Source organism: Microbulbifer regidiadema (SeqCode) (genome assembly GCF_052467605.1).
The window spans coordinates 4,318,985-4,343,628 of sequence record NZ_CP174316.1; the positions used below are offsets into that span (position 1 = coordinate 4,318,985).

Here is a 24,644-nt window from a genome sequence, read left to right on the forward strand (position 1 = left end):
TTGATGTAATGCCCGCCTCTACAAAGATAAATGGAAGAATCCATGGCTGAAGAAAAATTTTTTCAAGATCGCGAGCGCCTGGTACAGGCTCTAGCCCACGACTGCGCCAGCGAACTGCAAAAAGGTATCAAAGAAAGCGGTCACGCCAGCTTTCTAGTGTCTGGCGGCAGCACGCCGGAACCGGTTTATCGTGAATTATCCCGGCGCCCACTGCCCTGGTCGAAAATTACAGCGGCTCTTGTCGATGAACGCTGGGTGGAAAAACATGAAAGCGGTAGTAATGCTGCCTTTATCGAAAAGTCGCTGTTACAGAACTTTGGTGCTGAAGCCAATTTTTTGGGCATGAAAAATACACAGCCAACGGCTGCTGAAGGCGAAAACGAGTGTGAGCAGGCTTACAGCGAGTTGCAAAAACCGTTTGACGTCTGCCTGTTGGGTATGGGGAGTGATGGCCACACTGCATCACTGTTCCCCTATGCGCAGGGATTACAGGGTGCGCTAAATCCTGAATCGGAAAAATTGTGCAGTGCCATTATTGCCAATCAAAGTGAAGTTACCGGCTCCAATACTGAGCGTATGACTTTAACGTTGAGTGCAATTTTACAGGCGCGCAATATCAAGTTGTTGATCACTGGCGAAGAGAAACTAAAAGTTTATCGAGAGGCATTGCTCGGCAGCGACGAGATGGAAATGCCGGTGCGCAGTATTCTCAAGCAGGGACTAAAACCCGTCACTGTTTACTGGGCGCCTTAACGAACGATTTGGAATTAACTGATGCAGAAAAATATCGCCGAGATTTTGCAGGTAGCTGGCGTTGTCCCAGTACTGGTTGTTGATAAAGCCGAGGATGCCCTCCCTCTCGCTGGCGCCTTAATTGAAGGTGGCCTGAAAGTACTTGAGGTAACCCTGCGCACTGAAGCTGCCCTGGAAGTGGTTGAGCAAATTGCAAAACACCTGCCAGAAGCCCATGTGGGCACCGGCACTGTGCTCAATGGTGATGATCTGCGTCGCTCTATCGACGCCGGTGCTCGCTTCATGGTGAGCCCCGGTGCAACCGATCAATTACTGGAGGCCGCTGAAGGCAGCGAAGTACCACTATTGCCCGGTGCCGCCAGTGTTTCAGAGGTTATGCGCTTGTATGAGCGCGGTTATCGCTACCAAAAATTTTTCCCCGCGCAGGCAGCCGGTGGAGTGCCAATGCTGAAATCCATTGGCGGCCCGCTACAGGAGGTTCGCTTTTGCCCCACTGGCGGCATAGGCCCAAAAAATGCCTCGGATTTTCTGGCGCTGGACAATGTGGTTTGTGTGGGCGGTTCCTGGATGGCCAGCAGCGCGCTGGTTCGCGAACAAAATTGGGCAGAGATTACTCGACAGGCACAACAGGCTGCGGCACTGAAACCTAAATCCCCATAACAACTGACACACTCGGTATGCTGCACCCAGAGTGGGTGCATCTGAATAAGCACAAGTATATAAAGAGGGTAAAGCGAGATGAAAATTAAAATTGCCATTAATGGTTACGGTCGTATCGGCAGGAATGTCACCCGGGCTATTTATGAATCCGGCTACAGTGATCAGATTCAGCTAGTCGCAATTAATGATCTCGCTCCGGTAGCATCTAATGCTCACCTGACCCGCTTCGATACTATCCACGGTCGCTTTGCCACAGAGGTTAAAGTCGATGGCGAAACACTGGTTATTGGCGGTGATCGAGTTAAAGTTTGTCAGGAGCGCGACCCATCCAAGCTGCCCTGGAAGCAATTGGGTGTAGATTTAGTTCTCGAGTGTACCGGCCGCTTTACCGATCGCGCGTCTGCCTCGGCTCATATTGAAGCCGGTGCCGCTGCGGTACTGATTTCTGCGCCGTCAAAAGATGCGGACCTCACGGTTGTTTACGGTGTGAATGACAGCAACCTCAGCGCTGAGCACCGCGTGGTTTCCAATGCGTCCTGCACCACTAACTGTCTGGCGCCAGTAGCTCAAGCACTGCACCGCGAATTGGGTATTGAGCGGGGCTTTATGACCACCGTGCACGCTTATACCAACGATCAGAACACCCAGGATGCGGTACACGCAGATATTTATCGGGCCCGTGCGGCGGCGGACAATATGATCCCCACCAAAACGGGTGCGGCTGCGGCGGTAGGTTTGGTATTGCCTGAATTGAAAGGTCGTCTCGATGGTATGGCGGTTCGAGTGCCGGTAAGTAATGTCTCCCTGGTGGACTGCCAGTTTATCGCCAGCCGCGATACTACCGCTGAGGAAGTAAACCAAATTATGCAGGAAGCTGCCGAGGCCAGTGGCGGTGTGTTGACCTACTGCGATCAGCCCCTGGTATCGGTCGACTTTAACCATACCAGTGCGTCCAGTCACTTTGATGCCAACCATACCCGCGTGAATGGTAACCTGGTGAAAGTAATGGCCTGGTATGACAATGAGTGGGGCTTCTCTCACCGCATGCTCGACACCAGTCTGGCGATGGCCGAGACACTGCAACTGAACCAGCCGATTGCCGAGTCTGCCTGATCCTCTCAGTGCATCAGATAGCGGTAATTTCACTACTGAGGGCTATTAGATGGAGATAAGATTTCTGTTTGATAGCTCTCTAAACCTTCTTTTAAATCGACTAGATGACGGGATCTTATGATTCGCCATACAAAAATCGTAGCAACCCTGGGCCCCGGTACTGATAAACCCCGCGTAATCGACGAAATGATTCGCGCGGGGGTAAACGTTGTGCGCCTGAATTTTTCCCACGGCTCGGCCGAGGATCACCGCCGCCGGGTTACAGACGTACGCAATGCCGCCGAAGCGCAGGGAAAAATTGTTGCGGTTTTGGGGGATTTGCAGGGACCGAAGATTCGTATTGCCCGTTTTGCCAAGGGCAGTGTGCAGCTGGAAAACAATGATGAGTTTACCCTCGATCTGGACTGCCCAGTTGAAGGGGGGGATGAGCACCGTGTCGGTGTGGACTATCCCAGTCTGATCAGTGACTGCCAGTCTGGCAATATTCTGCTGCTGGATGATGGCAAGATTCGCCTGGAAGTGACGGGTACTACGCCGAGCAAGCTTTACTGCCGTGTACTACAGGGCGGTAAGTTGTCAAACAACAAGGGCATCAACCTGTTGGGCGGCGGCTTGTCCGCACCGGCACTGACAGAAAAAGACTACCGGGATATTAAGCTGGCGGCAGAGCTCGAAGTAGACTTTCTCGCAGTCAGCTTCCCCCGCTGTGCAGAAGACCTGGAAACCGCGCGCAGAGCCATGGCAGAGGCCGGTAGCCAAGCGGCCATTGTCGCCAAGGTTGAGCGGGCTGAAGCGGTTGCCGACGATGCGCAAATGGACAGCCTGATCCTGGCCTCCGACGCTATTATGGTAGCCCGGGGTGACTTGGGAGTAGAGATTGGTGATCCGGCCCTGGTGGGAGTACAGAAAAAGCTAATCAACCGTGCCAATGCCCTTAATCGCGGCGTGATTACCGCGACCCAGATGATGGAGTCGATGATTACCAGCCCGACTCCCACTCGCGCCGAGGTAATGGATGTGGCCAATGCGGTACTGGATGGTACCGACGCAGTGATGTTGTCTGCGGAAACCGCAGCGGGTGAATATCCAGTCGCTGCTGTGGAATCCATGAGCGACGTAATTATTGGTGCTGAACAGTACCTGGGCAGCGTTCCTTATACCGCTGACGATCACGGCTCTTCTGCGCTTATTGATACGGTTATTGCCCAGGCGGCAATCGATGTTGCAACCAGGGTTGAAAACCTGTGTGCTGTTGCGGCGCTCACCGAGTCCGGCCGCACCCCTAGGATGATGTCCCGGGCCAATACCCGTTTGCCTATCTACGCGCTGACCCGGCATCCCCGTATTGCCCGTCAATTGGTATTGCTGCGCGGTGTAGAGACGGTGAGCTTTGACCCGGCTTCTGTTCCCCTCGGACACCTGACTGAAGCCGTTATCGAGGTCTTAAACTCACGTATCGATTTGCAAAAAGGCCAGCGGGTACTGATTACCCAGGGTGAACGCCTGAATATGGGTGGACACACCAACTCTATGCGTATTAAAGAGATCGAATAGGGCTTCGACTAAGGGTCCACGCACCTGCTGGTTGGGTGCGATGGGCCTATTCCGGTTAGCCGGCTCTCAATTATTTGCGACTAATCACCTGTCGCTTGCTATTTTTCTCGCCGTTCTTCATCTTGCCGTGGAAAATCCACTGTGATAGCCATCACAAATTTTAAAGCCCAATACTGCTGCGCCTTCAATATTCTTCAATTAAATATTTTTATCGATCCTTGGCTGTTAATTCTCCTAATAAAAAACAATTCAGTAAATGAATAATACTTGCATTGCAAAGTCGATTTAAAGGATGATTTTCTAATACGGCGGTGCTATTTGTTTCTATATAGTAAAAAATTATCGAAAATAAGCTTAGATTAATTTTATAGTTGAGTTTTACCCCTCCTCCCCCAAGATATTCTTGCTCCTGTCTTACCGCTTTCTTATCTACCACCTTCATATAATTTGCGGTAATCTCGCAAAATAGATCTCCGCCCCGTGTTTTATTTGGCGCCACAAAGGTTTTTCATTTGCCCCCAATAGGGGAGAATGAAAAATCTAATAGTTAATATTTTTATAGGGCGATAGTACTTAATAGTGCTTATTTTCCTAAGAATATTTTCTTCAGTGGGCTCCTCTTGTAATGGTGTGTTGTTGGCAGGTCTTAACGTTTCGAATTTAATCGACACCGGCTTTGTTTGAAGTAGTCACCTATTTGTGACCGCTGGGCTCCAATTCCTGGAGTTGAGTCTAATGAATAAATTCGATTGTTCCATCGTCCAGGGGTGCCTCGCTGGCCCTTAGGTCACTATGAACTGAATTTACTCTTTCCTAGACGTGAGTATTTAAAGAATTATTATGCAGCTACGTGTTGAAAATAAGCAGGGTATCCAGTACGAAGTCAGGACAGTGGGGGGGGATTCAGTTGCACTCCCGATGCAGGTGGATGCCAGCCATTTACTTTCTATGTTCGACGATGCCGCCATTGAGAAGATTTACACACACTTCTTCCCTCTCAATAACGGCCTCCAAGCCAGCACCTTCGGCACGCCTTTTTCAGGGCCTGCATCCGAGCCCCCGAGCTATTTATCCATTCATGCGCGGGAAATTTATCGCGCCCTGGTACAGAGCCGCCTGATTATCGAACAGGCGCCCGCTGCTATTGCGGCACAGGAAAACCAGCCGGCGGACTTAATCGTTAAAATCCGTCTGGGGTTACAGCAAATTATCGCCCAAGAGCGCGCCGAAGCGGCCCAGATCCAGCGGCAACACGAACAGCGCTCCACTCTGGAAAAAGTGGGCGCCTATATTGAAAGCGGGGCCACAGGTTTGGGCAATGCCGCCTGGGGCCTGGCGGTGTGGACTAAAGATGTGCTTGAAGTAGCGCTGATGCTCAATTCCATCCGCCAATCCCATAAGCTGGGGGTTGCCACAGCGAACTACTTCCTACATGACAAGAGCTTTGAAGAGTCTCACCGGGAGAATGTCACTGCCTTGCAACGGGAAATCGTCGATGTTCTCGGCTTTGACCCCTCCTCAATCACCCGGCAGCAGCTGGAACTGGCTCTGGATGTTACCCAGCTTATTTACGATGACCCGGCTCTGCGCGATATTATTTTCCGCTTTGCCCAGGATTATATAAAAGCCCAGCACAGCCTTGAAATGACCGAAATGGCCGGTGGTGGTGCCTTTGAGATTATTCTCACTATTGTTCTTGCTGCCGTTACCGGGGGTGTCGGTGCGGCTGCGGCGATGGTTAAAAATGCGCGCCTGCTGAAGTCGTTTGAAAAGGTCGGCGAGCTAATGCTGGAATTGGCCAAGCTAAAAAAACAGCGACTGCTGGACTCCAAGGAAAGCAGTGCCAAGGGCGGCAGCGCCAGTTTCTCCGACTTTAGCTCCTCTGAGGCTGCGGTACCTGAGAGTTCCAGCGGCCCGTCTTCCAGTAGTTCCAGCTCTAGCAGTTCCAGCAGCAATCAAAATAATAGCAATTCTGACAGTAGCGCCAGCAGTAATTCAAATAGTGCTCAGAATAGTCAAGGGAACAATGCTAACGAGCCTGACAATGGCACTAATGCAGTGGGACAGACGCCGGAAGGTGAGGTTGCACAGAACGCGGAGAACTCCTATCACCGATCCGACCCCGTTAATGTAAAAACAGGGGAAGAATATCTCTCTCTGGTGGATGCGGTACTGGATGGCCCCCTGCCATTAACCTTAACCCGATCTTATCGCAGCAGTAATAGCAAGGATTTTGGCCTGGGCCACGGCTGGGCTCATACCTTAAATGAGCGCCTGGTTTTAGGTGATAAAACCGTAAAATTTTACGATGCCGAGGGTCGGGTAATTAGTTTGCCAACACCGGGCAATAGCGGGCGAAGCCACAATGTAGCAGAAAAGTTATCCCTCATCCGTATCAGTGATAAACACTGGGTGATCAGTCCCTACGGCGCCTTAAATGGCGTACAAAAACATTTCAAGGCGATAGGCGAGAGTGGCACTCTAAAACTCTCTGAAATTCGCGATGGCTACGGTAACTACTACCTATTCCACTATATCGGCGAACGCCTGATTTGTATCGAGAGCAGTCTCGGCGAAGCCCTGCATATCAGTCCACCGGAAGGACAGCGCAACAGCCTGCGCATGGGTGAGCTAAAAAAAGAAACCCGCGATGGCCACATTAAAATACTGGCTCAGTACAAATACAGTGACGAAGGCGACCTGATAAAAGCCACCGATGCCGATGGCTACAGCGAGCACTATGAATACCAGCAACATATCATCTCTAAGCGCACCTTAAAAACCGGCTACTGCTTTTACTTTGAATGGGATAGAGAAGGCCCCTCGGCCCGCTGTATACGCCAGTGGGGCGACCCCATCGATGGGCAGGCCACCTACAACTACACGTTTGCCTGGGATGAGGATGGGCACGGGGTTACTGTGACCGATACCCGTGGTGGCGAGGAGCGATTCCGCTTTAACGAGCGCGCCCTGCCGATTTATCACCGCGACCCCGAAGGCGCAGAGACCCTCTACAGCTACAACGAGCTGGGTCAGGTAACCAAGGTCCAGCTGCCCAGCGATGATGGCAGCCTGCGCGAAGAGATCTATCAATACGACGATCAGGGTCGCCTGATCCAAAAGACCGATGCCGCCGGCAATAGCCACCGCATCGAATACAACAACGAAGGCTTACCAGGCAAAGTCACCGACCCATCCGGTAACACCTGGCAGCGCGAATACAACAAAAACGGACAAATCGTCGCCACCACTGATGCCCTCGGCAACAGCACCCACTACAGCTATAACCCGGTCGGTCTGATCGGCAGCGTTACCGACCCCCTCGGCAATGCCACCCGCTACCTGTGGAACCCGGAAGGTCGGCTCGCAGCAATCCAAGACCCTATGGGGCGCAACCAGCACTATCGCTATGATATGGCTCGCCGCCTGCAAGAAGTACAACACGCCCCCGGCCAAATCACCCGCTACGAATACGACACTCAGGATCGTATCCATGCGGTTATTACTCCAGATGGTGCCCGCACCCAGTACAGTTACAACGCCCAAGGGCTGCTCTCGGAGGTGATGGATTCCGAAGGCCGCAGTACCTGTTACGCCTACGACGGCCTCAGCCAGGTTAAGGCGCGCACCAATCCAGATGGCAGCCGCCTGGAATACCACTACGACGGCGAGCGCAACTTGGTTGGCCTCACCAATGAAAATGGCGAGCGCTACCAGCTTAAATACGACCTCAACGAACGTCTGATTGAAGAGGTAGGCTTCGACGGCCGCGTAACCCGCTACGCCTACAACCGCGCCGGCCATCTGATCGCTTCAAGAGCGGTAACTGATCCTGATACCGGCAAGGGTATCGATACGATCTTTGAGCGCGACCCCTTCGGGCGTATGTTGGAAGAAGTGACTCCAGATGGGATTACCAACTTCCGTTACAACCGCAGCGGCCAGCTAATCGAAGCAGAAAATAGCCACCGCAAACTGCGCTGGGAATACGATGCCAACGGCCGCGTCACTGCAGATTGGCAGGGCAAAGATAAACTCAGCCATAACTATGATGCCGCCGGCAACCGTATCGCCACAACCTTGCCCGATGGCGAAGTGCTTAACTTCGCCTTTAACCCCGCCGGCCAATTCCAGAGCCTGCACCGCCGCCCCGTAGGTAGCGATATTGATCAGCTAATTACCCGTATCAGTCACGATGAACAGGGCCGGGAGAGCCAGCGCCAGCATGGCAATGGCCTGGAAAGCCAGCGAGATTATGATCCTCAGGGACGGCTGCAAAAGTTACGTCTAAACAAAGCCAGCGGCCCAGTCTCTGATCCAACTCAAAGTGCAAACTCCATATTGGAGCGCGGCTATCAATACAACAAAGCTGGCCAGATTTCTAAAATTGAGGATAGCCTGCGTGGCACACGCAGCTACCACTACGACGCCCTGGATCGCCTCACCCAGGTAGATGGCCCCAACCCCGAGTATTTTGTACACGATCCTGCACACAATATTCTGGCCGCCGCCAACTCAAAGGATGAAGCAAAACAGCAAGCCAGTGCCTCTCAAGTCAAAGGCAATCGTTTAGCCTTCCGTGGTGATACCCACTACCGCTACGATATTCACGGCAACCGCATTGCCGAGCTACGCGGTAAAGGGCAGAAGCTGCAAACCCGCTATCACTACAATGCTCGGCAGCAGTTGGTGCGGGTAGAAAAGCTTAAGCTGGAAGAAGGAGAAGAACAGCTTCAGCAAGAGGTCCACTACCAGTACGACCCGCTGGGCCGTCGTGTTGGCAAGGCAACTAACAGTGAACAAACCAGCTTCCTCTGGGATGGGGATCTCCTGCTACGGGAAAACAAGGCTGATATCCACACCCGGCAGGATCTGAATACCCGCACCTACTACTTTGAACCGGGTACCTTCAAGCCGGTTGCACTAAAGGAAGGCAAACAAGAGAAAGAACAGGTTTACCACTACCACCTAGATCATCTGGGAACGCCTGATACCCTTACCAATCAAGAGGGCGAAGTGGTATGGAGTGTTGCCTATAAGAGCTATGGCAATATTGCCCTGGCCCACAAGAACCAGATAGAGCAGCCTATCCGCTTCCAAGGGCAGTACTTCGACGAAGAGACCGGGCTGCACTACAATCGGTTTAGGTATTATGATCCAGAAGTTGGGGAGTTTACGCAGCAGGACCCGGTTGGATTGTTGGGTGGGTCGAATAGCTATCAGTATGTGCCTAATCCGGTTGAATGGGTGGACCCGTCAGGGTTGACTGCGGCGAAAGAAGACCCGTATAGGCAAGTTAATGCAATTGCTGGGCCGCAAGTACAGAAGGGTGTTTTTCCAAACAAACTAACTCCTCATGGAACAAGCCTAGATGCAGAATTGAACTCAATTCGAAATATAGGTACTACGCCTTCTTGGGTAAGAAACCCTGGGGTAGGCGAGCGCTCTCTTACTCAGGGGCAATACAAGTCCCTCATGTCACAATATCGTAATAGAGGTGCTGAGCTACAAGCTAACCTCGATTCCGCTATTGCTAAGCAAGATTACGTATATCGAGCTGCCAAGCTTGGAGATCTTGACAACTATCGAGCAGCAAACTTCATAAGTGGTCGTGATGGTGTGCCAACCTATATGTCTACGGATTATGTCGGTTTGGATTCGAAAGTCATCATGGACAGAGCACAAGTGTTTTCTCATTGGGGGGAGCCTGATGTTCTTTTGAGAATTCCTACATCGGCACTTGATACTGCTAAAGTTCCTAGGCCTTTAGGCAATTCATTCTCAAAGGGCTGGGAACCTCGCACAGAGTTTTATCCTGCCGCTGGCTCTGGTGGAATGAATCAGTTTATGGGAAGAACTAATTCTTGGGATGAAAGTTGGATTATTCCGCTGAATAAAAATTAAGGTGTTAGTGTGAGTATTAGTGAAGAGTTGATTGATAAGTTAAAGCAACTAAGGTCTGAATCTCTAAGTATTGATGATTTCAGATCTTATGTGAAAAAAGCATCTGACCAACATTCAAGAAGTTTGTCGCCGGGGGCGCTAATTAAATTAAAAAGAGGTGATGCTACTACGGTGCTTGGTTTGGGTAAAACCATTGTTGCTCCTTGTGCCCAGTGTAAATCTTTGCCTAGCGAGCGGGTTTTCAGCGGTTTATCTGATCATGAGAATTGTACACGACAGGTTCGAGATGCTATTCAGAAAAACATTTTGGAGCGCGTATCGAAGCCATCATGGTACCAACCAGAGCCCGGTCAGCTGGGGTCAGAAGGTTATTACAAGTGTGCTTCTTGTGGTTCGTTGTGGTGTTTGGTTGAGTCTGAGCGCAACTACCCAGGTTTATGGGAAAGGATTGCTTAACTTAACTTAAATACCAAATTAGATAGGAAGCCCAGCCATCGAGTTGGGATTTTTTATCCTGTTGCTCAGCGAGATGGAACTTCTTTTGTGATGACGAGAAGTGAGGCAGATAAATTGTTGTCATCTTCCAATGGTAATTCTGGAGCAATGGCTAATGCGTTAGGTCTTCCAGAAGACTTCTTTGACGCTAATACGTTGGTTAGGGTAGATATTCCAAAACCAAGAGAGTTAAATCTAAGAATTCCGTCTGGTAATGAGGCGGGAGCTAATGATTTGTGGATTCCTGGGGGGAGACTTCCTGATGGTGCTTTGGAGGCAGTAATAGATGCTGGTGATATTTTGCCAAGTCAATTTAGGCAAACACCATTATCATTTTAGGAATAGCAATGAAATTTACTGATGTAGCGGTTAATAGGGCAGAACGATTTTCTATCGGTGTTGAGGAGGGGGCGAGGAGGTTTTATGTATCAATACCGGTGAGAAATGAGTATGCAGACTATGAGGAGTGCTATGAAATTACAAAAGAGGCATATGAATTATATAAAATGGATTTGAATAATGCTTTGGAATTTGTTGATAAGTGTCGGAGTCGACAAGTTGATGATCTGCTGATTCAAAAATCTGGTAGATTGAGAGGGGCTCCTCTTTAATTTTTAAAAGCCCAGCATAGGGCTGGGTTTTTACGTTAAGCGCTTGGTGTTTGTTCAGTGGTGAGTACCTGGCAACCTTCCATCACCCTAGGAACATTTCTGGACACCCATAGATTGAGGCCTTCAACTCCGCCGCCCGGCGGGTAGTGATGCCGATCAACTGATTACCAGCATCAGTCACGATGAACTGGGTCGGGAGAGTCAGCGGGACGACCCTCAGGGGCGGCTGCAAAAGTTGCGTCTAAACAAAACCAGTGGCCCAGTCTCTGATCCAACCCAAAATACAAATTCCATATTGGAGCGCGGCTATCAATACAACAAAGCTGGTCAGATCGCCAAGACCGAGGATAGCCTGCGTGGCATGCGTAGCTACCACTACGATGCCCTAGACCGCTTGACTCAGGTAGATGGCCCCAACCCCGAGTATTTTGTGCATGATCCTGCACACAATATCCTCGCCGCCGCTAATTCAAAGGATGAAGCCAAACAACAGGCCAGTGCCACTCAGATCAAAGGCAATCGCTTAGCTTTCCGTGGTGATACCCACTACCGCTACGATATTCATGGCAACCACATTGCCGAACTGCGTGGCAAAGGACAGAAGCTGCAAACCCGCTATCACTACAATGCTCGGCAGCAGTTGGTGCGGGTAGAAAAGCTCAAACTAGAAGAAGGGGTAGAGCAGCTTCAGCAAGAGGTTCACTACCAGTACGACCCGCTGGGCCGTCGTATTGGCAAGGCAACTAATAGTGAACAAACCAGCTTCCTCTGGGATGGGGGTGTCCTGCTTCGTGAAAACAAATTCGATATCCGCACCCAGCAAAATCTGAATACTCGGACTTACTATTTTGAACCGGGTACTTTTAAGCCTGTTGCGTTAAAGGAAGGCAAACAAGAGAAAGATCAGGTTTACCACTACCACCTGGATCATCTGGGAACGCCGGATACCCTTACCAATCAGGAAGGTGAAGTCGTATGGAGTGTCGTCTATAAGAGCTATGGCAATATTGCTTTAGCCCATGAACATCGGATAGAGCAACCGATTCGCTTCCAGGGACAGTACTTCGATGAAGAGACAGGGCTACACTACAATCGGTTTAGGTACTATGATCCGCAGGTAGGGGAGTTTACTCAGCAGGACCCGATTGGGTTGCTGGGTGGGGCGAATAATTATAGGTATGTACCGAATCCAGTAACTTGGATAGATCCCTACGGACTAACTAGTAAAGATTGTCCTCCAGTGAATTCTTGGAATGAGTTTCAGAGAAACACTAAAGGGTACTTTGCAAATAGTTCAGAAGCGGCTAAGTCATATCAAAAAATGAAAGAAGTCGCTGCGATGGGTAGCCGCACTGAAAAGCTTAAACGACCAGATCCATCAACTTACTTGCCGCAGTCCTACATTAATGCTCATTTAGATAGTTTTCAGAATGAAGGGGCTGGATTTATTGCTGTTCAAGGTTGGATGGAAAACCCAGAATTTACAAGTCTTCCTCCACGTAAATTTGTAGGTTTGCGATCTGAAATGGATGCTGTCATTGAAAAATACGAGTCATCTGGTCGTGATTGGACTGTTTTAAGGGATGAGCTGAGCTTAGGTAATGTGGATTTGAGTGATGAGAAGATAGTTTATGTGGTAGTAGAGCCTGGGGATACAAGGTTTGATTATGACATTGCTGATGGTCGTGAAGACGGTGCATATGAGGGAGAGTGGATACCTGGAGGAAAAACTAAAGGTGGGACTAGTGAGGCTGCTTTAATAGGGGCTGAGAATATCGTACACGATAATAGTGTAGATGAACTAATGAATCATTTTTCAAATTCTAAGCGTATTCGGTGAGTTTTATGGTTAATCTATTTGAAGTGGCTCTAAATAACAAAGAAACAAATTGCTTCTTTAGGGGGCGTGGCGTCTACTTTGTCCCAAGTCCTGATTACGAAGGGCATTTACATGGGGCGAATATAAGTGGTCATGTGAATACATTTTTGAAAGCATCCCCAGAGAATGGTAAGAAGTTCGACGATGCTTTTATTGATTTTATAAAGGGCTTATCTCCTACAGAATCAGATTTGTTTCACTTTCTTGCAAATTTTTCATCATATGTGGCTCAGAAAAATGCCAATAAATTGCCAGGGTCAAATTTATTTTTAGAACTAGATTCTTTGGAGTCTACTCTTGTAAAAGATTACTTGTTAGGGGTTAAGAAAGCGGGTGATTTGAGCCAGTATAAGGATAAATTAAACACACATGCTGATTTTGCCTATCGCAAAGGAAACAAAATTTTAAAAAAAATTCTAGAAGGAGCTGAGAAGGGGTAGCACGTTGGGTACAATATCTACCTATGTATTTAATCCTGTCCACCAGTGAAGATCTAGGACAGCCAAAGACTGAAGGGTGGTTCCGGTAATAGGGCTAGCTGACCATCTGGCGGCTCTTTCTCTTTGGTTTGCAGGTAAAGGAGATGAAATGCTGGGGATTGCTGGTTAGGTTTTGGAAATCGCGCTTTTGGATAAAAGGGCGGTAATCGTGCTGTTTAGTACTTGAGGCAGGAGTAGATTAGCAGGGCGTAGCTGAGAGGAGACGTCGGCAGTCGCTTATGCCGTGTACCCAGGAAAGAACATTTCTGGACACCCATAGATCATACCCCTGGTTCTGGACGTCCATAGATTGGGGAGCCTAGGGCATCCAGAAATGGGAGGATAGCGCTATCCCCTCTCTGGCAAATAGCTAGAAGATAGGAGTGTTGATCATAATCACTTGAACCAGGTCATGAGATCTGGTTGGAAAGATGATGGCTCGGCTCTGGAGCCAACACCACATAAAAGGTTTAGAGATGCAGATGAGTGGAAACTGGGCGATGACATACCCGAAGATTGGGTGGATTTTTAATGAAAAATAGGAAGCCAGAAGGCATCGGTGCTGTACTATATTTCTTATATTATATACCAGATGTTCATGATGAGAAAAAATATGAAGCGTTAAATAAGTATATTTGCAAAAACTATAACTTCAGTGAGATGGAGCGCTGCAAAAAGGCAGCGGTTTGGCTTCTTAATGAGCCAAATTTAAATTTTGAAGAGATTCTGCCGAATCTTAGGCAAAAGGATGAAGATATTATATTTTTTTTGAAAAAAATTTTGGGTGTTTTTCGGGAAGTGTCGAAGCAACTCCCTGGCGCCCCGTTGACCTAAGAAATATATAAGTAAGCAGTTCTAAACACTCATAGTAAACGCTTGTTTTGGGTGTCCATAGGTTTGGGAGCTGGGACATCCAGAGGCGGGAGGGTAGCGTTATCTCCTTTCTGGCCTTTCTTCCTCTTTATTGTAAAAGTAAAAGAGCGTCAATCGTGCTATCGAGTGCTTCGGAGTGGCTGAGAGGAAGTGTAGGCCCGTGTACCCAGCGTTTATTGAGAAGGCCCTGTCGGCCCCCATGTAGGCGGCCGCACATATTTGAATGCAGGTTGTTGAATAGTTTTTACCTCAATTCGCTTTCGGCTTATCTAAAGTGTATTCGGTGGTATTGAGTGTTGCCAGCTTGTTAGTGTGTCTAAGGTAAAGCATCGATTTGGATGGTGCGGGAACATGCGGGTAAATTATAGGGTCATCAAGACAGGTTTATGTAAGCTGAAATAGGAAATATGAGGTGAAGATTGAATATGTTTGATAATCTTATGGCTTGGGGTAAAGTTGTAGATTCAGAGTGTTCCTACGAAGTCTATTTTAAAGGAAAAATATATCATCAGGATTGATAGTTTTTCTGCCGAGTACCTTTATGGCTTGATTGCTGAAAGCGATATTTTAGCTGATTTTGATGGTTGTCCCGATAGTTGGCAGAGATCAGGCTAGAGGTGCGTCTATTCTTTTTTTAACACACTTGGTTTAATTGTTATGAATAATGAGTTAAAAATGCGGCCAACCCTTGAAGAGTTACCTTTGATGAATGCGGGTGTGGCTGATTATGACTGCTTTGCCAGATCTTTTGATCCTACTAGCCTTTTCCAAGAGCTATGGGGGGATGAATATGCTGGCAAGGCTAGAAGCTTGTGGAAGTTTATCAACTCAGAGTTTAAAGAAGGTAAGGCATCTAGCTCTAGCATTGAAGAATTACTGCTATGTATTAATTATAGCTGTGCTATAGCTCCTTATCTGGGGGATTATAAAGATTCTTTAGAGTTTTTTGAGTGGATAGTTTTGTCTGTAAAGTCCAAGTTGTAAAAGTTAAGGCTCCCCAGGCTGTAGTATCCAGAGTTTTGTGTCATTTTTTCGCTATATAGAAAAAATAACCAAATCCAATTTAAGTTTGAGTGCTGCTGTCGAACTCTTGTGCCAAATTTAATGTGCAAGCACTCCGGTGGGGATCACTATGTTAATAGTTTCTGAAAAAGTGGGGGCTTTTGACTTTAAATAAGCAGTCTAAGGTATCTAATAATAGTAATGCTAAGAAATAAAATCAGAGCGAATAAAAATATAGCTATGCTAAACCTTCTATGGAGGGCTAATTGGCTTTGCGATGTTGCAGTGGGGCGATCAAATCTTAATGCTAGAAGGTTGGTCGGAGAAATGGCATATAGGTATTAGGGGGCTTTCTATTTGGAGGTGGCTATCAAAGGTGTTTCTTTGGCTAAAGATAAAAAACTTATTGAGCAGCTTGAAAAAACAATCAAGGCTATTAGCGCTAAACTTGTTGAGTCAGATGAAGATACTGTTCGAGAGTATCTTCAGAAATATGAGGAAGCACTGGAGTCGGTTGTCAAAAATGGTAGTTCTTCGGGCCAGAGGCGGAAACTGTTGGCGTTGCTTAACTGTGCACGAAGTTATCTAGAGTGTTCTTCAAATTACAATCAAAATTTTCTTAATGAAATGCATGTATCAGAAGTTATGGTAAAAAACGCTTGTGGTTCGTTCGATTTGGGGGCGTAGACTGAAAATCCGACTATATAAGGGGGACGGGAGCCCAGGAGGAAAAGCAAAAGGTGAAACTGGTTTGTGGGCGCAGAGAATGTTTGCACACAATAATAACACAAGTGAATCAGGTGGTCGCATTCCAACTTCTAAGTGTATCCGAAGATTTTTATGATTAATCTACTTAATCTGATTCCAAATAATAAAGAAATAAATAGGTTCTTTAGGGGCCGCTACATTAAGCAGAAGTAGGTAAAGGAAGATCTAGGACAGCCGAAGACTGAAGGGTCCTTCGTTTTATGGAGCGTGCTGAAGTACCGTTCACTAATAATCAGGGGGAGCGAGATCTTCGAATGACTAAGGTACAGCAAAAGATTTCGGGTTGCTTTCGCTCTGAAGAAGGCGCAAGAGCCTTCTGTCTTATCCGCTCTTACCTTTTGACTTGCCAGAAAAATGACATTGCCCCTGGAGAAGCATTAACACAACTATTTAATGGAGAGTGGCCTGGATTTTTACTGGAAAAATTCAAAGCTTTTGAAATTAGTGCTGGATAGTTACTTTAGGAATAGCAATGAAATTTACTGATGTAGCGGTTAATAGGGCAGAACGATTTTCTATCGGTATTGAGGAAGACTCGAGGAGGTTTTATGTGTCAATACCGGTGAGAAATGAGTATGCAGACTATGAGGAGTACTATGAAATTACAAAAGATGCATATGAATTATATAAAATGGATTTGAATAATGCTTTGGAATTTGTTGATAAGTGTCGGAGTCGACAAGTTGATGATCTGCTGATTCAAAAACCTGGTAGATTGAGAGGAACATTTCTGGACACCCATAGATTGAGGCCTTCAACTCCGCCGCCCGGCGGGTAGTGATGCCGATCAGCTGATTACCAGCATCAGTCACGATGAACTGGGTCGGGAGAGTCAGCGTCAGCACGGTAATGGCCTGGAGAGTCAGCGGGACTACGACCCTCAGGGGCGGCTGCAAAAGTTACGTCTAAACAAAGCCAGTGGCCCAGTCTCTGATCCGTTAAGTCCATTTTATGATGAGCATGGTAAGTCGGTTTATAACACTATGGACAATATAGTTGATGTTCAGATTGGCAAGGGTTCCAAAGTGCTCTTGGGTGAAGTTTGTCCACAATCATCGCGTTCAGGAAAGTTATATAAAGGAGGAGGAACCCAGATTCTAACGCAATTCTGGTTGCCAGAAAATACGGGTAAAGTTTCCTATTCAAACCCGAAGAAGGTTAAATAATTATGAGAAAGCGCGTAAGTTTTTCTGGCTCTCAAGGTGGTGAGATTTTTTCATTTGTGTTTTGCGATGATGATGGGAATCGCTATTTGTTATGTGAGGCAAAGCATTCAGTTGATGGTATGAACCCTTTTGTTTACGACCAGATAGCCAACCTTAAGAATATTCAAGTTGAAACAAATATTATTGATGGAAAGGAATGTATCACAAAAATTTTTGTGTCTAAAAAGGATTTAAAATAAACAGTTCTGGACACCCAGTGCGCCGAGATAAATCGGCAAAAGATTGGAGGTGAAAGCCCTCTACCCGGTAAGGTTTAGCAAACCGCTGGGGCCCCGAGTCATGGGCGCTGTTCGGTAACGGCCAGTGTTAAGCGTTGACAGGGGAAGATACAGGCTCAGTATTGAGCTCCGAAAACAAGATTTGAGATCGCTGACCTTGTTGGGTGATGGGGAAGGCAACAGAGGTGGATACGTTTCTTGTGAGTATCTACATCGGTCTCCGGAGTCTGTTGACCTGATGCATGTATTGATGTCTTTTGCGCGGAACTCGGTAGATCCTGTAGGCGATTCGTGCGTGTCCCGCACGGGTTAGGTCCGGCGAAGCCAGTTAGGCAACAAGATCTAGGACAAGCAAGATCTTAATATCTAGGACAGCCAAAAATGAAGATCTAGGAAGATCTAGGACAGCCAAAGACTGAAGGGTGGTGCCGGCAATAGGGCTAGCTGACCATCTGGCGGCTCTTTCTCTTTGGTTTACAGGTAAAGGAGATGAAATTCTGGGAATTTCTGGTTAGGTTTTGGAAATCGCTGCTTTTGGATAAAAGGGCGGTAATCGTGCTGTCGAGTACTTGCGTGGGATCATGCCAATAGAATTGGCGGTTTATATTTTCTACTTGATGGGGGTCCAGAATTTTTCTGTACCGCCACCCTGTACAATTGGCGCAAAGCCGCTAGACAACGAGGTGCTGTTTTGCCGTCCAACTCTGCCACTCCCGAAAACTGGAGTAGCGAAGAAAAATTCAGAATCGTCCTTGAGACCGCCCCGATGACTGAGGCGGAACTCAATGAATACTGCCGCAAAAACGGCCTTTTTGCCGAGTAGATTGAGGCCTGGAAAGCAGCCTGCATGTCAGCTAATGCTGTATCTGACGAGCAGTCGAAGCGCAACCAAAAAGCCAGTAAGGCCGAGAAAAATCGTATTAAAAAGCTTGAGGCAGAGCTACAACGCAAGGAGAAGGCGCTCGCAGAAACCGCTGCGCTGCTCACACTGTCAAAAAAAGCCGAGGCGATCTGGGGCCACAAAGACGAGGACGAATGACCAGCCTTCCAGATCGCCAGCAAACCATTGCCCTGATTGCCGAAGCCAATCGCAGCGGAGCCCGGCTGGCTAAGGCTTGTGCCTTGCTGAACGTGAGCTTACGCACCTATCAACGCTGGACCACTGATGCGGTTGTCAGAGAAGATCAGAGGCCCGTGGTGCCCAGGCCGGAGCCATCGAACAAGCTGACCGTCAAGGAGCATCAAGCCGTGGTAGCCCTGTGTAACCAACCTGAATACCGAAGCTGCCGCCAGCATTTATTGTTGCCGACCAGCTGGATCAGGGCCATTACCTCGCTTCTGAATCGACACTTTATCGAGTTTTACGAGAGCATGATCAGGTTCACTGCCGAGGCCGGCAGAAGGCACCAGAGAAAAAGCGAGCAGTGACCACACACAAAGCCTCAGAGCCAAATTACCTGTGGTCTTGGGATATCTCGTGGCTGCCGGGGCCAGCATGCGGAACCTGGTGCTACCTGTATCTGGTCATGGATGTTTACAGCCGGAAAATCGTCGGCCATGAAGTGTATGAGCGTGAGATAGGAGAGTTGGCTTGTGAGTTTATCGAGAAAGCCTACTGGCGGGAGGGAGCACCTGGCAGCCAAGAAGAAGCCTCTTGTACTGCACTCCGATAATGGCAGCCCCATGAAGGCGGCGACCTTCTTGGAGAAACTGTACGACCTTGGCATAACGCCCTCGAACAGCTGTCCCCGGGTGAGTAACGACAATGCTTACTCTGAGTCATTGTTCAAGACGCTGAAGTTCCGGCTGGGCTTCCCGGTAACTGGCTTCAAAACAATCGATGAAGCTCGGAACTGGGTACTGACGTTTGTTCAGTGGTACAACACCGAACATCGCCACAGTGGCTTGAACTACGTGACACCTGAGCAGCGCCATAATGGCGAAGCTCACGAGATACTGATCCAGCGCAAAGCGGTGCTTGAAGCTGCGAAGGCCAAGAACCCTCGCCGCTGGTCAGGAGAAACCAGAAACATCAGCTTGCCGGAATCGGTAACTCTGAATCCGGAAAAGGCGGTAAATTGTTAAAGAGCTGATACCTTAAACGCGACAACTACGTTGACAGATACCGTGCATCTTATTTTTTTATGTCTGTATTATATCATCACTAGATGTCCGCTGGGTTAATAGTAAGAATTGATCACTATTAGTTGGTAAATATATGGTATTCCACGAAAATGTTGAGGGTGTAAATATAGTTGAGGATAGAAAAGTTACAGGAATATATTCTGTACTAGGTTGAGACGATTATAGGGTGTATAAAGTGGCTAGCTATTGAATTGATATAGACTATTTCTGATAGTAAGGGTATGTTACAGATTTTTGGGAAAGGCCCTTCTTATTTGAATGATATTAGTGATCCTGGGGCTGTCGGGGGCGCACGGCAGCGTACAATGAAAGATTGGGTGATTATAGGGGGTAAGGTACAAGGAGTCACTCGACTTAATCTACCCGTAAGACCAATTCTGGAGTGGTTATGGATAATGTTGCAAGAAACCTAAAGGACCTTTTAGAGGGGAATTATAAATATGTCAAAAATACAAAACTTGAAGAATTTAAGGGGTACGATGACTTTAAAGAGAGGTTTGTAATTGTCTCAAGCACTAAAGATGTTCTAGAGGCATTTTATGAAGTCTATAAGATTATTGATGAAAGATTATTGCCTGGTTTTTTCTGGCTTAGCTCTTCATACAATATCAAATTGTATGAACTGTTGCCGAGAGTGCTTTCAGAGAAATTATCTGATGGGAAAAAAAGAGATATTTAGAGAGCTGTCTCAATAAATTTAACATATGGCCTAAAAGTACATTTGCTTCATATTCTGATAATGAAAGAACCGAAATTTTAAGCTATGTAAATAGTCATAGAGTATCTCTTACTGATCAAGCTTTAAAGGTTTTGGCTTAAGGTAAGAAATGATTTAGTAGTTGCTCACGCAATGAAAGAGCAGGCAACACGTGTCGCTAAGTTCCGATTCCCTCCAGGGCTGTCCCATATGTAAAAACGAGTAAAATAGACATCTTTTTTGATTTGCAGAGTATTTTTTAGACAAATGAATGCAGGCAAGTTCTAGACACCCATAGATGGGAGCCTGTAAGAAAATGAGTGTTTCTGATGCAACTGATAGTGCGAAGAAAAAAGATGAAAATAGTTTTTAAAGAGCCTTATTCATACTTATTGGTTCAGGATGATACTGATTGGTACCTAACTTTTTTTTCTGGAGGGGCATTTGAAGTTGATATTTGTGTGAAGCTAACGGAAGAAGAAATTACTAGAGTATCAATTGGTCAAGAAGAAGCTGCTAAGTTAGCGCTGGAATTTCAGCAAAATAAAGAATTTTATAAAGGCAGAAGGGTTATCCCGTCAGTTTTTCCTGGGTGAAAAAACGAATGGTATGAGTAGTCAGGTCTGTCCCATATAAGTTGGTGTAAAAACGATTCTAATCCATCAGCTTTTTTGCCAGATTTGTTGATGAAACTGGCATCGATAGCAGTAATACACTCATGATCAGCCTGGAATTCACTAATAATAGTTTTGTGTTAAACTGGGTGAAGTCAAAGTCTCTGTGCGACCAGAGTCGATAGCGCCCTTCACTTGAGGATCTGAATCTGCCCATATTTAGATATGTCGCCTTGCCCCGAAAGATCATTAATGAGGTCAATAGAGTCAGTATAAATTTTTGCTGGGTAAGACCAATATTGGAGATTTGGGCAAAAACTGTTTTAATTGTATCTTTCATCGGCGGTTACTGCATTAATTAGCTTTGGGAAATTTTATTCTCTCAGTGTCAGCCCATGGGCTCCACCACGGCACCCCAAATTTTCTCCCCAAAACTGTCCGAAGTCTTGTAATATGTAATACTCTGAAGTTTCCCACCCTAAAAGGCCTTAAGAATAGCTTATGCGTACTGATTTATCTGCTAAGAATGATGGGCTCTGTCTCACAATCGAAGTCTGCAATATTAATGTTTTAGATAACTTACACTTTATCGCCGACAAAATGGTTGATTACTCCTATTCGATAGATAGTAACGTTGATTATAAGTTGACTCGTTATAATCAACTATATTATGCGGTGGAAACTCGTATACCAGAAAAAATCATTGACGAAGAAGAGCTATTTGAGCACTTTTGTAGGGACGAGAGCTTGACTGCAAAAGCCATTGTCTTTATTGAGAATATCATTCGTTATTCAAGAAATAACGGCATTGTTATATGGCAAGATTATGAAAATCATCTGGCCCAGGCTGGGGCTGCAATCCTATGCCTACACAACGCCAGGTACATCCCTCTATATACCGACTTGCTACTTCTTTCGGACCTGGATCATGAGGTGCACCAAGCCTATCAGATAGAGAGAATTATTCAGCAGCACGGTTTTACAAAAGACACCCTCAAGATATTGGCCTGTCGAGCAACCACCGCCAATGGCCAGTGCGGCGAGGATCTGGTGGAGGGCTATCATTCTGAATTGGTGGAGGCATTTGCGCAGAGCCCGGAACTGATCGGCGCATTTATTAATACTGCCGCTGCTGAAGTGACTAGCAATAACTTTAATGCAGATGACGACTGTATACAGGAGAAGCTAGAAGAATTTTCTAAATATATTACCGATGCGCACCGGCGTGCAGAATGGATCGACACATGGATAAATAGTAGAGGGTATGCGCTTAATATTGCGCGATTACGTGCCCAGGGGTTCTACGAATACACCCTTGAGTGAAGGCTATTTACAGATCTGTCAAGGTCGTCTTACCTCCATGGTGAACCAGCTTGCAAAGCAGAAATACGGCAGGATAAATGACCGCAGAGGTTTTAGAAAATACTTGAAGGTTCCTGTTGTTTCGATAAGGCGGCAGCCATTAAATGCTGCGCTGGTGGCTGCTCCTTAAATCAAGGTCCGCCTGCTATATGCATGCATTAAGTTAGTACACTATAAGGGGGTAATATTTCAATGCGGTATCTTTTATTATGCGAACATTTTAAAAAAACCAGATACTGCTTTCCGTGACTGGAAATTACCCTTAAATTACTTGGCTCTTAATGGATTTCGGAGAGCTATCCCAGTGACAGATTAAATAGCCTAGAAATGGCCGACTTTCCTCGGTGCTTTAGGTTTTGTTCAAAAAAACACTCTATCGGTCAAGGGGGATAGCTATTTTAGGTCTGTTTTGTTTGTTTTTGCACCGATTTATATGGGGTAGCCCTGGGTGAGGCACTTCTCTTGTTGAAATAATAATTGATATTGATTTGAGTTAAGGTTTTAAGTTTTCTGGGTTGATTTTTTAGATGTTTTTTTGGTTGGTGTTTTGCTTTTGGTGTGCGTGAGTGTTCGCTTGTGCTTGTCCTGAAAATAAATTTCATTTGTAACTATTTTTTTGGTGCCCATGATTTTGTTTTTTAGATTTTTGCTGAGCAGATTGTTTTTTTTAATTGTTTTGTTGAATGTTCCGCCGAGTTAAAGGGTTTGGTGACATTATTATCAGTTTAAGAATTAGTTCTATTGACAAATGTTTGTCTGAGCGTGGAAAGTTGGCGGGCTCTTATGGGGAGTGTAATTTAATAATAAAATTAAGGTCCAAGTTATGAGAAAGGCTATTTTCAGTATCTCGGCAAAGGCTGCTTTGTCCCTATGTGTGTTTGCGTCATCCGCTGTTGGTTTTGCTCAAAGTGTTTCCACTGTTGAGGCTGCTAATAATAGTGGGCTAAAACGCTGTGGAACAGATCACCCTTCCATTCAGGAGGCTGTATTGAAAGAGCAGCACTTTGCTACACTGCGTGAAATCTCGAGTGACAGCAGTGTGGCTCACACCTTACGCCCTAATGGGTCAGTAACTGTTGATGTATACTTTCACGTGATTACTGATACCGCTAATAATGGCGCCCTTTCCAATAGAGAAATCAATGCTCAAATGGCCGTGCTAAATGATGCTTATGCAAATACGCCATTTACATTCAACCTGGTTTCTACTTCGGTTACGGCTAATAACTCTTGGTACAATGTTGGTTATAACTCTTCAGCTGAGCGTTCGATGAAGTCTTCTTTGCGCGAAGGTGATGCTTCTGATCTTAATATTTATGTCGCTGAGCTCGAAGGTGGCTTACTCGGTTGGGCCACCTTCCCAAGCAGCTATTCCTCCGATCCTCTGGATGATGGCGTTATTATTTTAACGGGTTCGGTGCCTGGTGGAGACGCATCGCCCTACAATGAGGGCGACACCCTAACCCATGAGGTTGGCCACTGGTTGGGCCTATATCACACCTTCCAGGGGGGATGTTCGGGTCAGGGAGATTATGTTTCAGATACGCCTGCTGAGCGATCGGCCGCATATGGCTGTCCGGTCGGGCGCGATACCTGCACCAGAGGGCGAAATGCTGCCGGGGAAGATCCGGTAACAAACTTTATGGATTACACGGATGATAGCTGTATGTATGAGTTCACTGAGGGACAGGCTACCCGTGCAGACGAGCAAAGCATAACTTATCGGGGGCTCTAATCATTTCTCGGGGGGAGGCTATCTCCCCCCTATTTTCCATAGTGACTTATGAATAACACTCGATATTTATTGTTTTTCTTAATATTTCTCAGTAGCCCTGGTCTACTCGCTCAAAGACTTGCTGTTCCGGAATATGTGACTTGTAATCGCAATCAACTGACTTCCTGGCAGGGGACGGTGGAGAGGCTTGAAAGAGCCGGTGATGAAGTTAAAATATGGATTTCTACTGACTATGGGACAAGGGAGTTTCTTAAGCTTGCCATGCCGGATTGGCAGGGGACTCTTGGGCAGTTCCGTCTTCGGGGCAACACTTTTCGGGATGCTGATTGGGGGAGCCTCTTTGATACTGCGGGAAAGATCAAGCCTGGGGTTAAGGCTATTATTTGGTTGTGTAATACAGAAGGGGTGAAACCAGTAATTGATTGGCAGCCACCACTAGAATAGTCTTTATGGGAGTTATGACGGCCCCTGCTACCCGTTCAGTTAACACCGTTATCAACAGGGTGCGTCGTGAGTGCAGTGTATTCTTTCCTTCTGCCCCCGGTAGTAAGCGGAG

General features: G+C 46.9%; 21 protein-coding genes and 2 pseudogenes. 22 read left to right on the forward strand and 1 reads right to left on the reverse strand.

Annotated elements, in window-relative coordinates; translation table 11 throughout:
* Positions 1 to 42: 42 nt before the first annotated feature.
* The 4 genes from pgl to pyk all read left to right on the forward strand — a co-directional run bounded on the left by pgl (position 43) and on the right by pyk (position 4,080).
* Positions 43 to 753, forward strand: a complete 711-nt coding sequence (gene pgl / locus ACJJIF_RS19500; protein ID WP_444929937.1) for a 6-phosphogluconolactonase — start codon at positions 43 to 45, stop codon at positions 751 to 753.
* Positions 754 to 774: 21 nt separating this feature from the next.
* Positions 775 to 1,413 (forward strand): bifunctional 4-hydroxy-2-oxoglutarate aldolase/2-dehydro-3-deoxy-phosphogluconate aldolase, encoded by a 639-nt coding sequence (eda, locus tag ACJJIF_RS19505; protein ID WP_444929938.1) that lies wholly within the window; start codon positions 775 to 777, stop codon positions 1,411 to 1,413.
* A 78-nt stretch (positions 1,414 to 1,491) separates the two neighbouring features.
* Positions 1,492 to 2,526, forward strand: a complete 1,035-nt coding sequence (gap, locus tag ACJJIF_RS19510; RefSeq protein ID WP_444929939.1) for a type I glyceraldehyde-3-phosphate dehydrogenase — start codon at positions 1,492 to 1,494, stop codon at positions 2,524 to 2,526.
* A gap of 117 nt (positions 2,527 to 2,643) precedes the next feature.
* The gene (gene pyk / locus ACJJIF_RS19515; RefSeq protein ID WP_444929940.1) at positions 2,644 to 4,080 is read left to right on the forward strand and encodes a pyruvate kinase; all 1,437 of its coding nucleotides are present in this window, start codon (positions 2,644 to 2,646) and stop codon (positions 4,078 to 4,080) included.
* A gap of 208 nt (positions 4,081 to 4,288) precedes the next feature.
* Here pyk and ACJJIF_RS19520 read toward each other — a convergent pair whose 3' ends face one another.
* A complete protein-coding gene (locus tag ACJJIF_RS19520; protein WP_444929941.1) occupies positions 4,289 to 4,579 on the reverse strand; it encodes a hypothetical protein in 291 nt (96 codons plus the stop codon).
* Between the two features lie 341 nt (positions 4,580 to 4,920).
* Here ACJJIF_RS19520 and ACJJIF_RS19525 point away from each other — a divergent pair, with 341 nt between their 5' ends.
* From ACJJIF_RS19525 to ACJJIF_RS19610, 18 genes and pseudogenes are all read left to right on the forward strand, one after another.
* Positions 4,921 to 9,984 carry an RHS repeat-associated core domain-containing protein gene (locus ACJJIF_RS19525; RefSeq protein ID WP_444929942.1) on the forward strand — a complete coding sequence of 1,688 codons (5,064 nt, stop codon included), beginning with the start codon at positions 4,921 to 4,923 and terminating at the stop codon, positions 9,982 to 9,984.
* Positions 9,985 to 9,993: 9 nt separating this feature from the next.
* Complete coding sequence (locus ACJJIF_RS19530; RefSeq protein ID WP_444929943.1) at positions 9,994 to 10,440, forward strand: hypothetical protein; 447 nt, start codon at positions 9,994 to 9,996, stop codon at positions 10,438 to 10,440.
* Between the two features lie 87 nt (positions 10,441 to 10,527).
* A complete protein-coding gene (locus ACJJIF_RS19535) occupies positions 10,528 to 10,818 on the forward strand; it encodes a hypothetical protein (RefSeq protein ID WP_444929944.1) in 291 nt (96 codons plus the stop codon).
* A gap of 8 nt (positions 10,819 to 10,826) precedes the next feature.
* Positions 10,827 to 11,090, forward strand: coding sequence for a hypothetical protein (locus tag ACJJIF_RS19540; RefSeq protein WP_444929945.1), 264 nt, complete (start codon positions 10,827 to 10,829; stop codon positions 11,088 to 11,090).
* A gap of 235 nt (positions 11,091 to 11,325) precedes the next feature.
* Entirely contained in the window at positions 11,326 to 12,930 is a 1,605-nt protein-coding gene (locus ACJJIF_RS19545; protein ID WP_444929946.1) for an RHS repeat domain-containing protein, read from the forward strand.
* A 5-nt stretch (positions 12,931 to 12,935) separates the two neighbouring features.
* The gene (locus ACJJIF_RS19550) at positions 12,936 to 13,409 is read left to right on the forward strand and encodes a hypothetical protein (protein WP_444929947.1); all 474 of its coding nucleotides are present in this window, start codon (positions 12,936 to 12,938) and stop codon (positions 13,407 to 13,409) included.
* Between the two features lie 570 nt (positions 13,410 to 13,979).
* Entirely contained in the window at positions 13,980 to 14,282 is a 303-nt protein-coding gene (locus tag ACJJIF_RS19555) for a hypothetical protein (RefSeq protein WP_444929948.1), read from the forward strand.
* A 696-nt stretch (positions 14,283 to 14,978) separates the two neighbouring features.
* Positions 14,979 to 15,305, forward strand: a complete 327-nt coding sequence (locus tag ACJJIF_RS19560; protein ID WP_444929949.1) for a hypothetical protein — start codon at positions 14,979 to 14,981, stop codon at positions 15,303 to 15,305.
* A gap of 381 nt (positions 15,306 to 15,686) precedes the next feature.
* Positions 15,687 to 16,010 carry a hypothetical protein gene (locus ACJJIF_RS19565; RefSeq protein WP_444929950.1) on the forward strand — a complete coding sequence of 108 codons (324 nt, stop codon included), beginning with the start codon at positions 15,687 to 15,689 and terminating at the stop codon, positions 16,008 to 16,010.
* A gap of 269 nt (positions 16,011 to 16,279) precedes the next feature.
* Positions 16,280 to 16,546 (forward strand): annotated as a pseudogene (locus tag ACJJIF_RS19570) (IS66 family transposase); the annotation flags it as partial.
* A gap of 17 nt (positions 16,547 to 16,563) precedes the next feature.
* Positions 16,564 to 16,869: a hypothetical protein gene (locus tag ACJJIF_RS19575; protein ID WP_444929951.1), complete on the forward strand. Its 306-nt coding sequence runs from the start codon at positions 16,564 to 16,566 to the stop codon at positions 16,867 to 16,869.
* 390 nt (positions 16,870 to 17,259) lie between these two features.
* Positions 17,260 to 17,496, forward strand: a complete 237-nt coding sequence (locus tag ACJJIF_RS19580) for a hypothetical protein (RefSeq protein ID WP_444929952.1) — start codon at positions 17,260 to 17,262, stop codon at positions 17,494 to 17,496.
* 631 nt (positions 17,497 to 18,127) lie between these two features.
* Positions 18,128 to 19,620, forward strand: a pseudogene (locus ACJJIF_RS19585) (IS3 family transposase).
* A gap of 448 nt (positions 19,621 to 20,068) precedes the next feature.
* Complete coding sequence (locus tag ACJJIF_RS19590) at positions 20,069 to 20,359, forward strand: hypothetical protein (protein ID WP_444929953.1); 291 nt, start codon at positions 20,069 to 20,071, stop codon at positions 20,357 to 20,359.
* Between the two features lie 374 nt (positions 20,360 to 20,733).
* Positions 20,734 to 20,973 (forward strand): hypothetical protein, encoded by a 240-nt coding sequence (locus tag ACJJIF_RS19595; RefSeq protein WP_444929954.1) that lies wholly within the window; start codon positions 20,734 to 20,736, stop codon positions 20,971 to 20,973.
* 519 nt (positions 20,974 to 21,492) lie between these two features.
* Positions 21,493 to 22,314 (forward strand): hypothetical protein, encoded by an 822-nt coding sequence (locus tag ACJJIF_RS19600; protein WP_444929955.1) that lies wholly within the window; start codon positions 21,493 to 21,495, stop codon positions 22,312 to 22,314.
* Positions 22,315 to 23,176: 862 nt separating this feature from the next.
* Positions 23,177 to 24,088, forward strand: coding sequence for a zinc metalloprotease (locus ACJJIF_RS19605; protein ID WP_444929956.1), 912 nt, complete (start codon positions 23,177 to 23,179; stop codon positions 24,086 to 24,088).
* Positions 24,089 to 24,136: 48 nt separating this feature from the next.
* Positions 24,137 to 24,532 carry a hypothetical protein gene (locus ACJJIF_RS19610; protein ID WP_444929957.1) on the forward strand — a complete coding sequence of 132 codons (396 nt, stop codon included), beginning with the start codon at positions 24,137 to 24,139 and terminating at the stop codon, positions 24,530 to 24,532.
* Positions 24,533 to 24,644: the final 112 nt, after the last annotated feature.

Coding starts and splice junctions, on each gene's coding strand:
- pgl (WP_444929937.1), top strand. CDS start 43: ATGGCTGAAGAAAAATTTTTTCAAGATCGCGAGCGCCTGGTACAGGCT.
- eda (WP_444929938.1), top strand. CDS start 775: ATGCAGAAAAATATCGCCGAGATTTTGCAGGTAGCTGGCGTTGTCCCA.
- gap (WP_444929939.1), top strand. CDS start 1,492: ATGAAAATTAAAATTGCCATTAATGGTTACGGTCGTATCGGCAGGAAT.
- pyk (WP_444929940.1), top strand. CDS start 2,644: ATGATTCGCCATACAAAAATCGTAGCAACCCTGGGCCCCGGTACTGAT.
- ACJJIF_RS19525 (WP_444929942.1), top strand. CDS start 4,921: ATGCAGCTACGTGTTGAAAATAAGCAGGGTATCCAGTACGAAGTCAGG.
- ACJJIF_RS19540 (WP_444929945.1), top strand. CDS start 10,827: ATGAAATTTACTGATGTAGCGGTTAATAGGGCAGAACGATTTTCTATC.
- ACJJIF_RS19550 (WP_444929947.1), top strand. CDS start 12,936: ATGGTTAATCTATTTGAAGTGGCTCTAAATAACAAAGAAACAAATTGC.
- ACJJIF_RS19555 (WP_444929948.1), top strand. CDS start 13,980: ATGAAAAATAGGAAGCCAGAAGGCATCGGTGCTGTACTATATTTCTTA.
- ACJJIF_RS19560 (WP_444929949.1), top strand. CDS start 14,979: ATGAATAATGAGTTAAAAATGCGGCCAACCCTTGAAGAGTTACCTTTG.
- ACJJIF_RS19575 (WP_444929951.1), top strand. CDS start 16,564: ATGAAATTTACTGATGTAGCGGTTAATAGGGCAGAACGATTTTCTATC.
- ACJJIF_RS19580 (WP_444929952.1), top strand. CDS start 17,260: ATGAGAAAGCGCGTAAGTTTTTCTGGCTCTCAAGGTGGTGAGATTTTT.
- ACJJIF_RS19590 (WP_444929953.1), top strand. CDS start 20,069: ATGGATAATGTTGCAAGAAACCTAAAGGACCTTTTAGAGGGGAATTAT.
- ACJJIF_RS19595 (WP_444929954.1), top strand. CDS start 20,734: ATGAAAATAGTTTTTAAAGAGCCTTATTCATACTTATTGGTTCAGGAT.
- ACJJIF_RS19600 (WP_444929955.1), top strand. CDS start 21,493: ATGCGTACTGATTTATCTGCTAAGAATGATGGGCTCTGTCTCACAATC.
- ACJJIF_RS19605 (WP_444929956.1), top strand. CDS start 23,177: ATGAGAAAGGCTATTTTCAGTATCTCGGCAAAGGCTGCTTTGTCCCTA.
- ACJJIF_RS19610 (WP_444929957.1), top strand. CDS start 24,137: ATGAATAACACTCGATATTTATTGTTTTTCTTAATATTTCTCAGTAGC.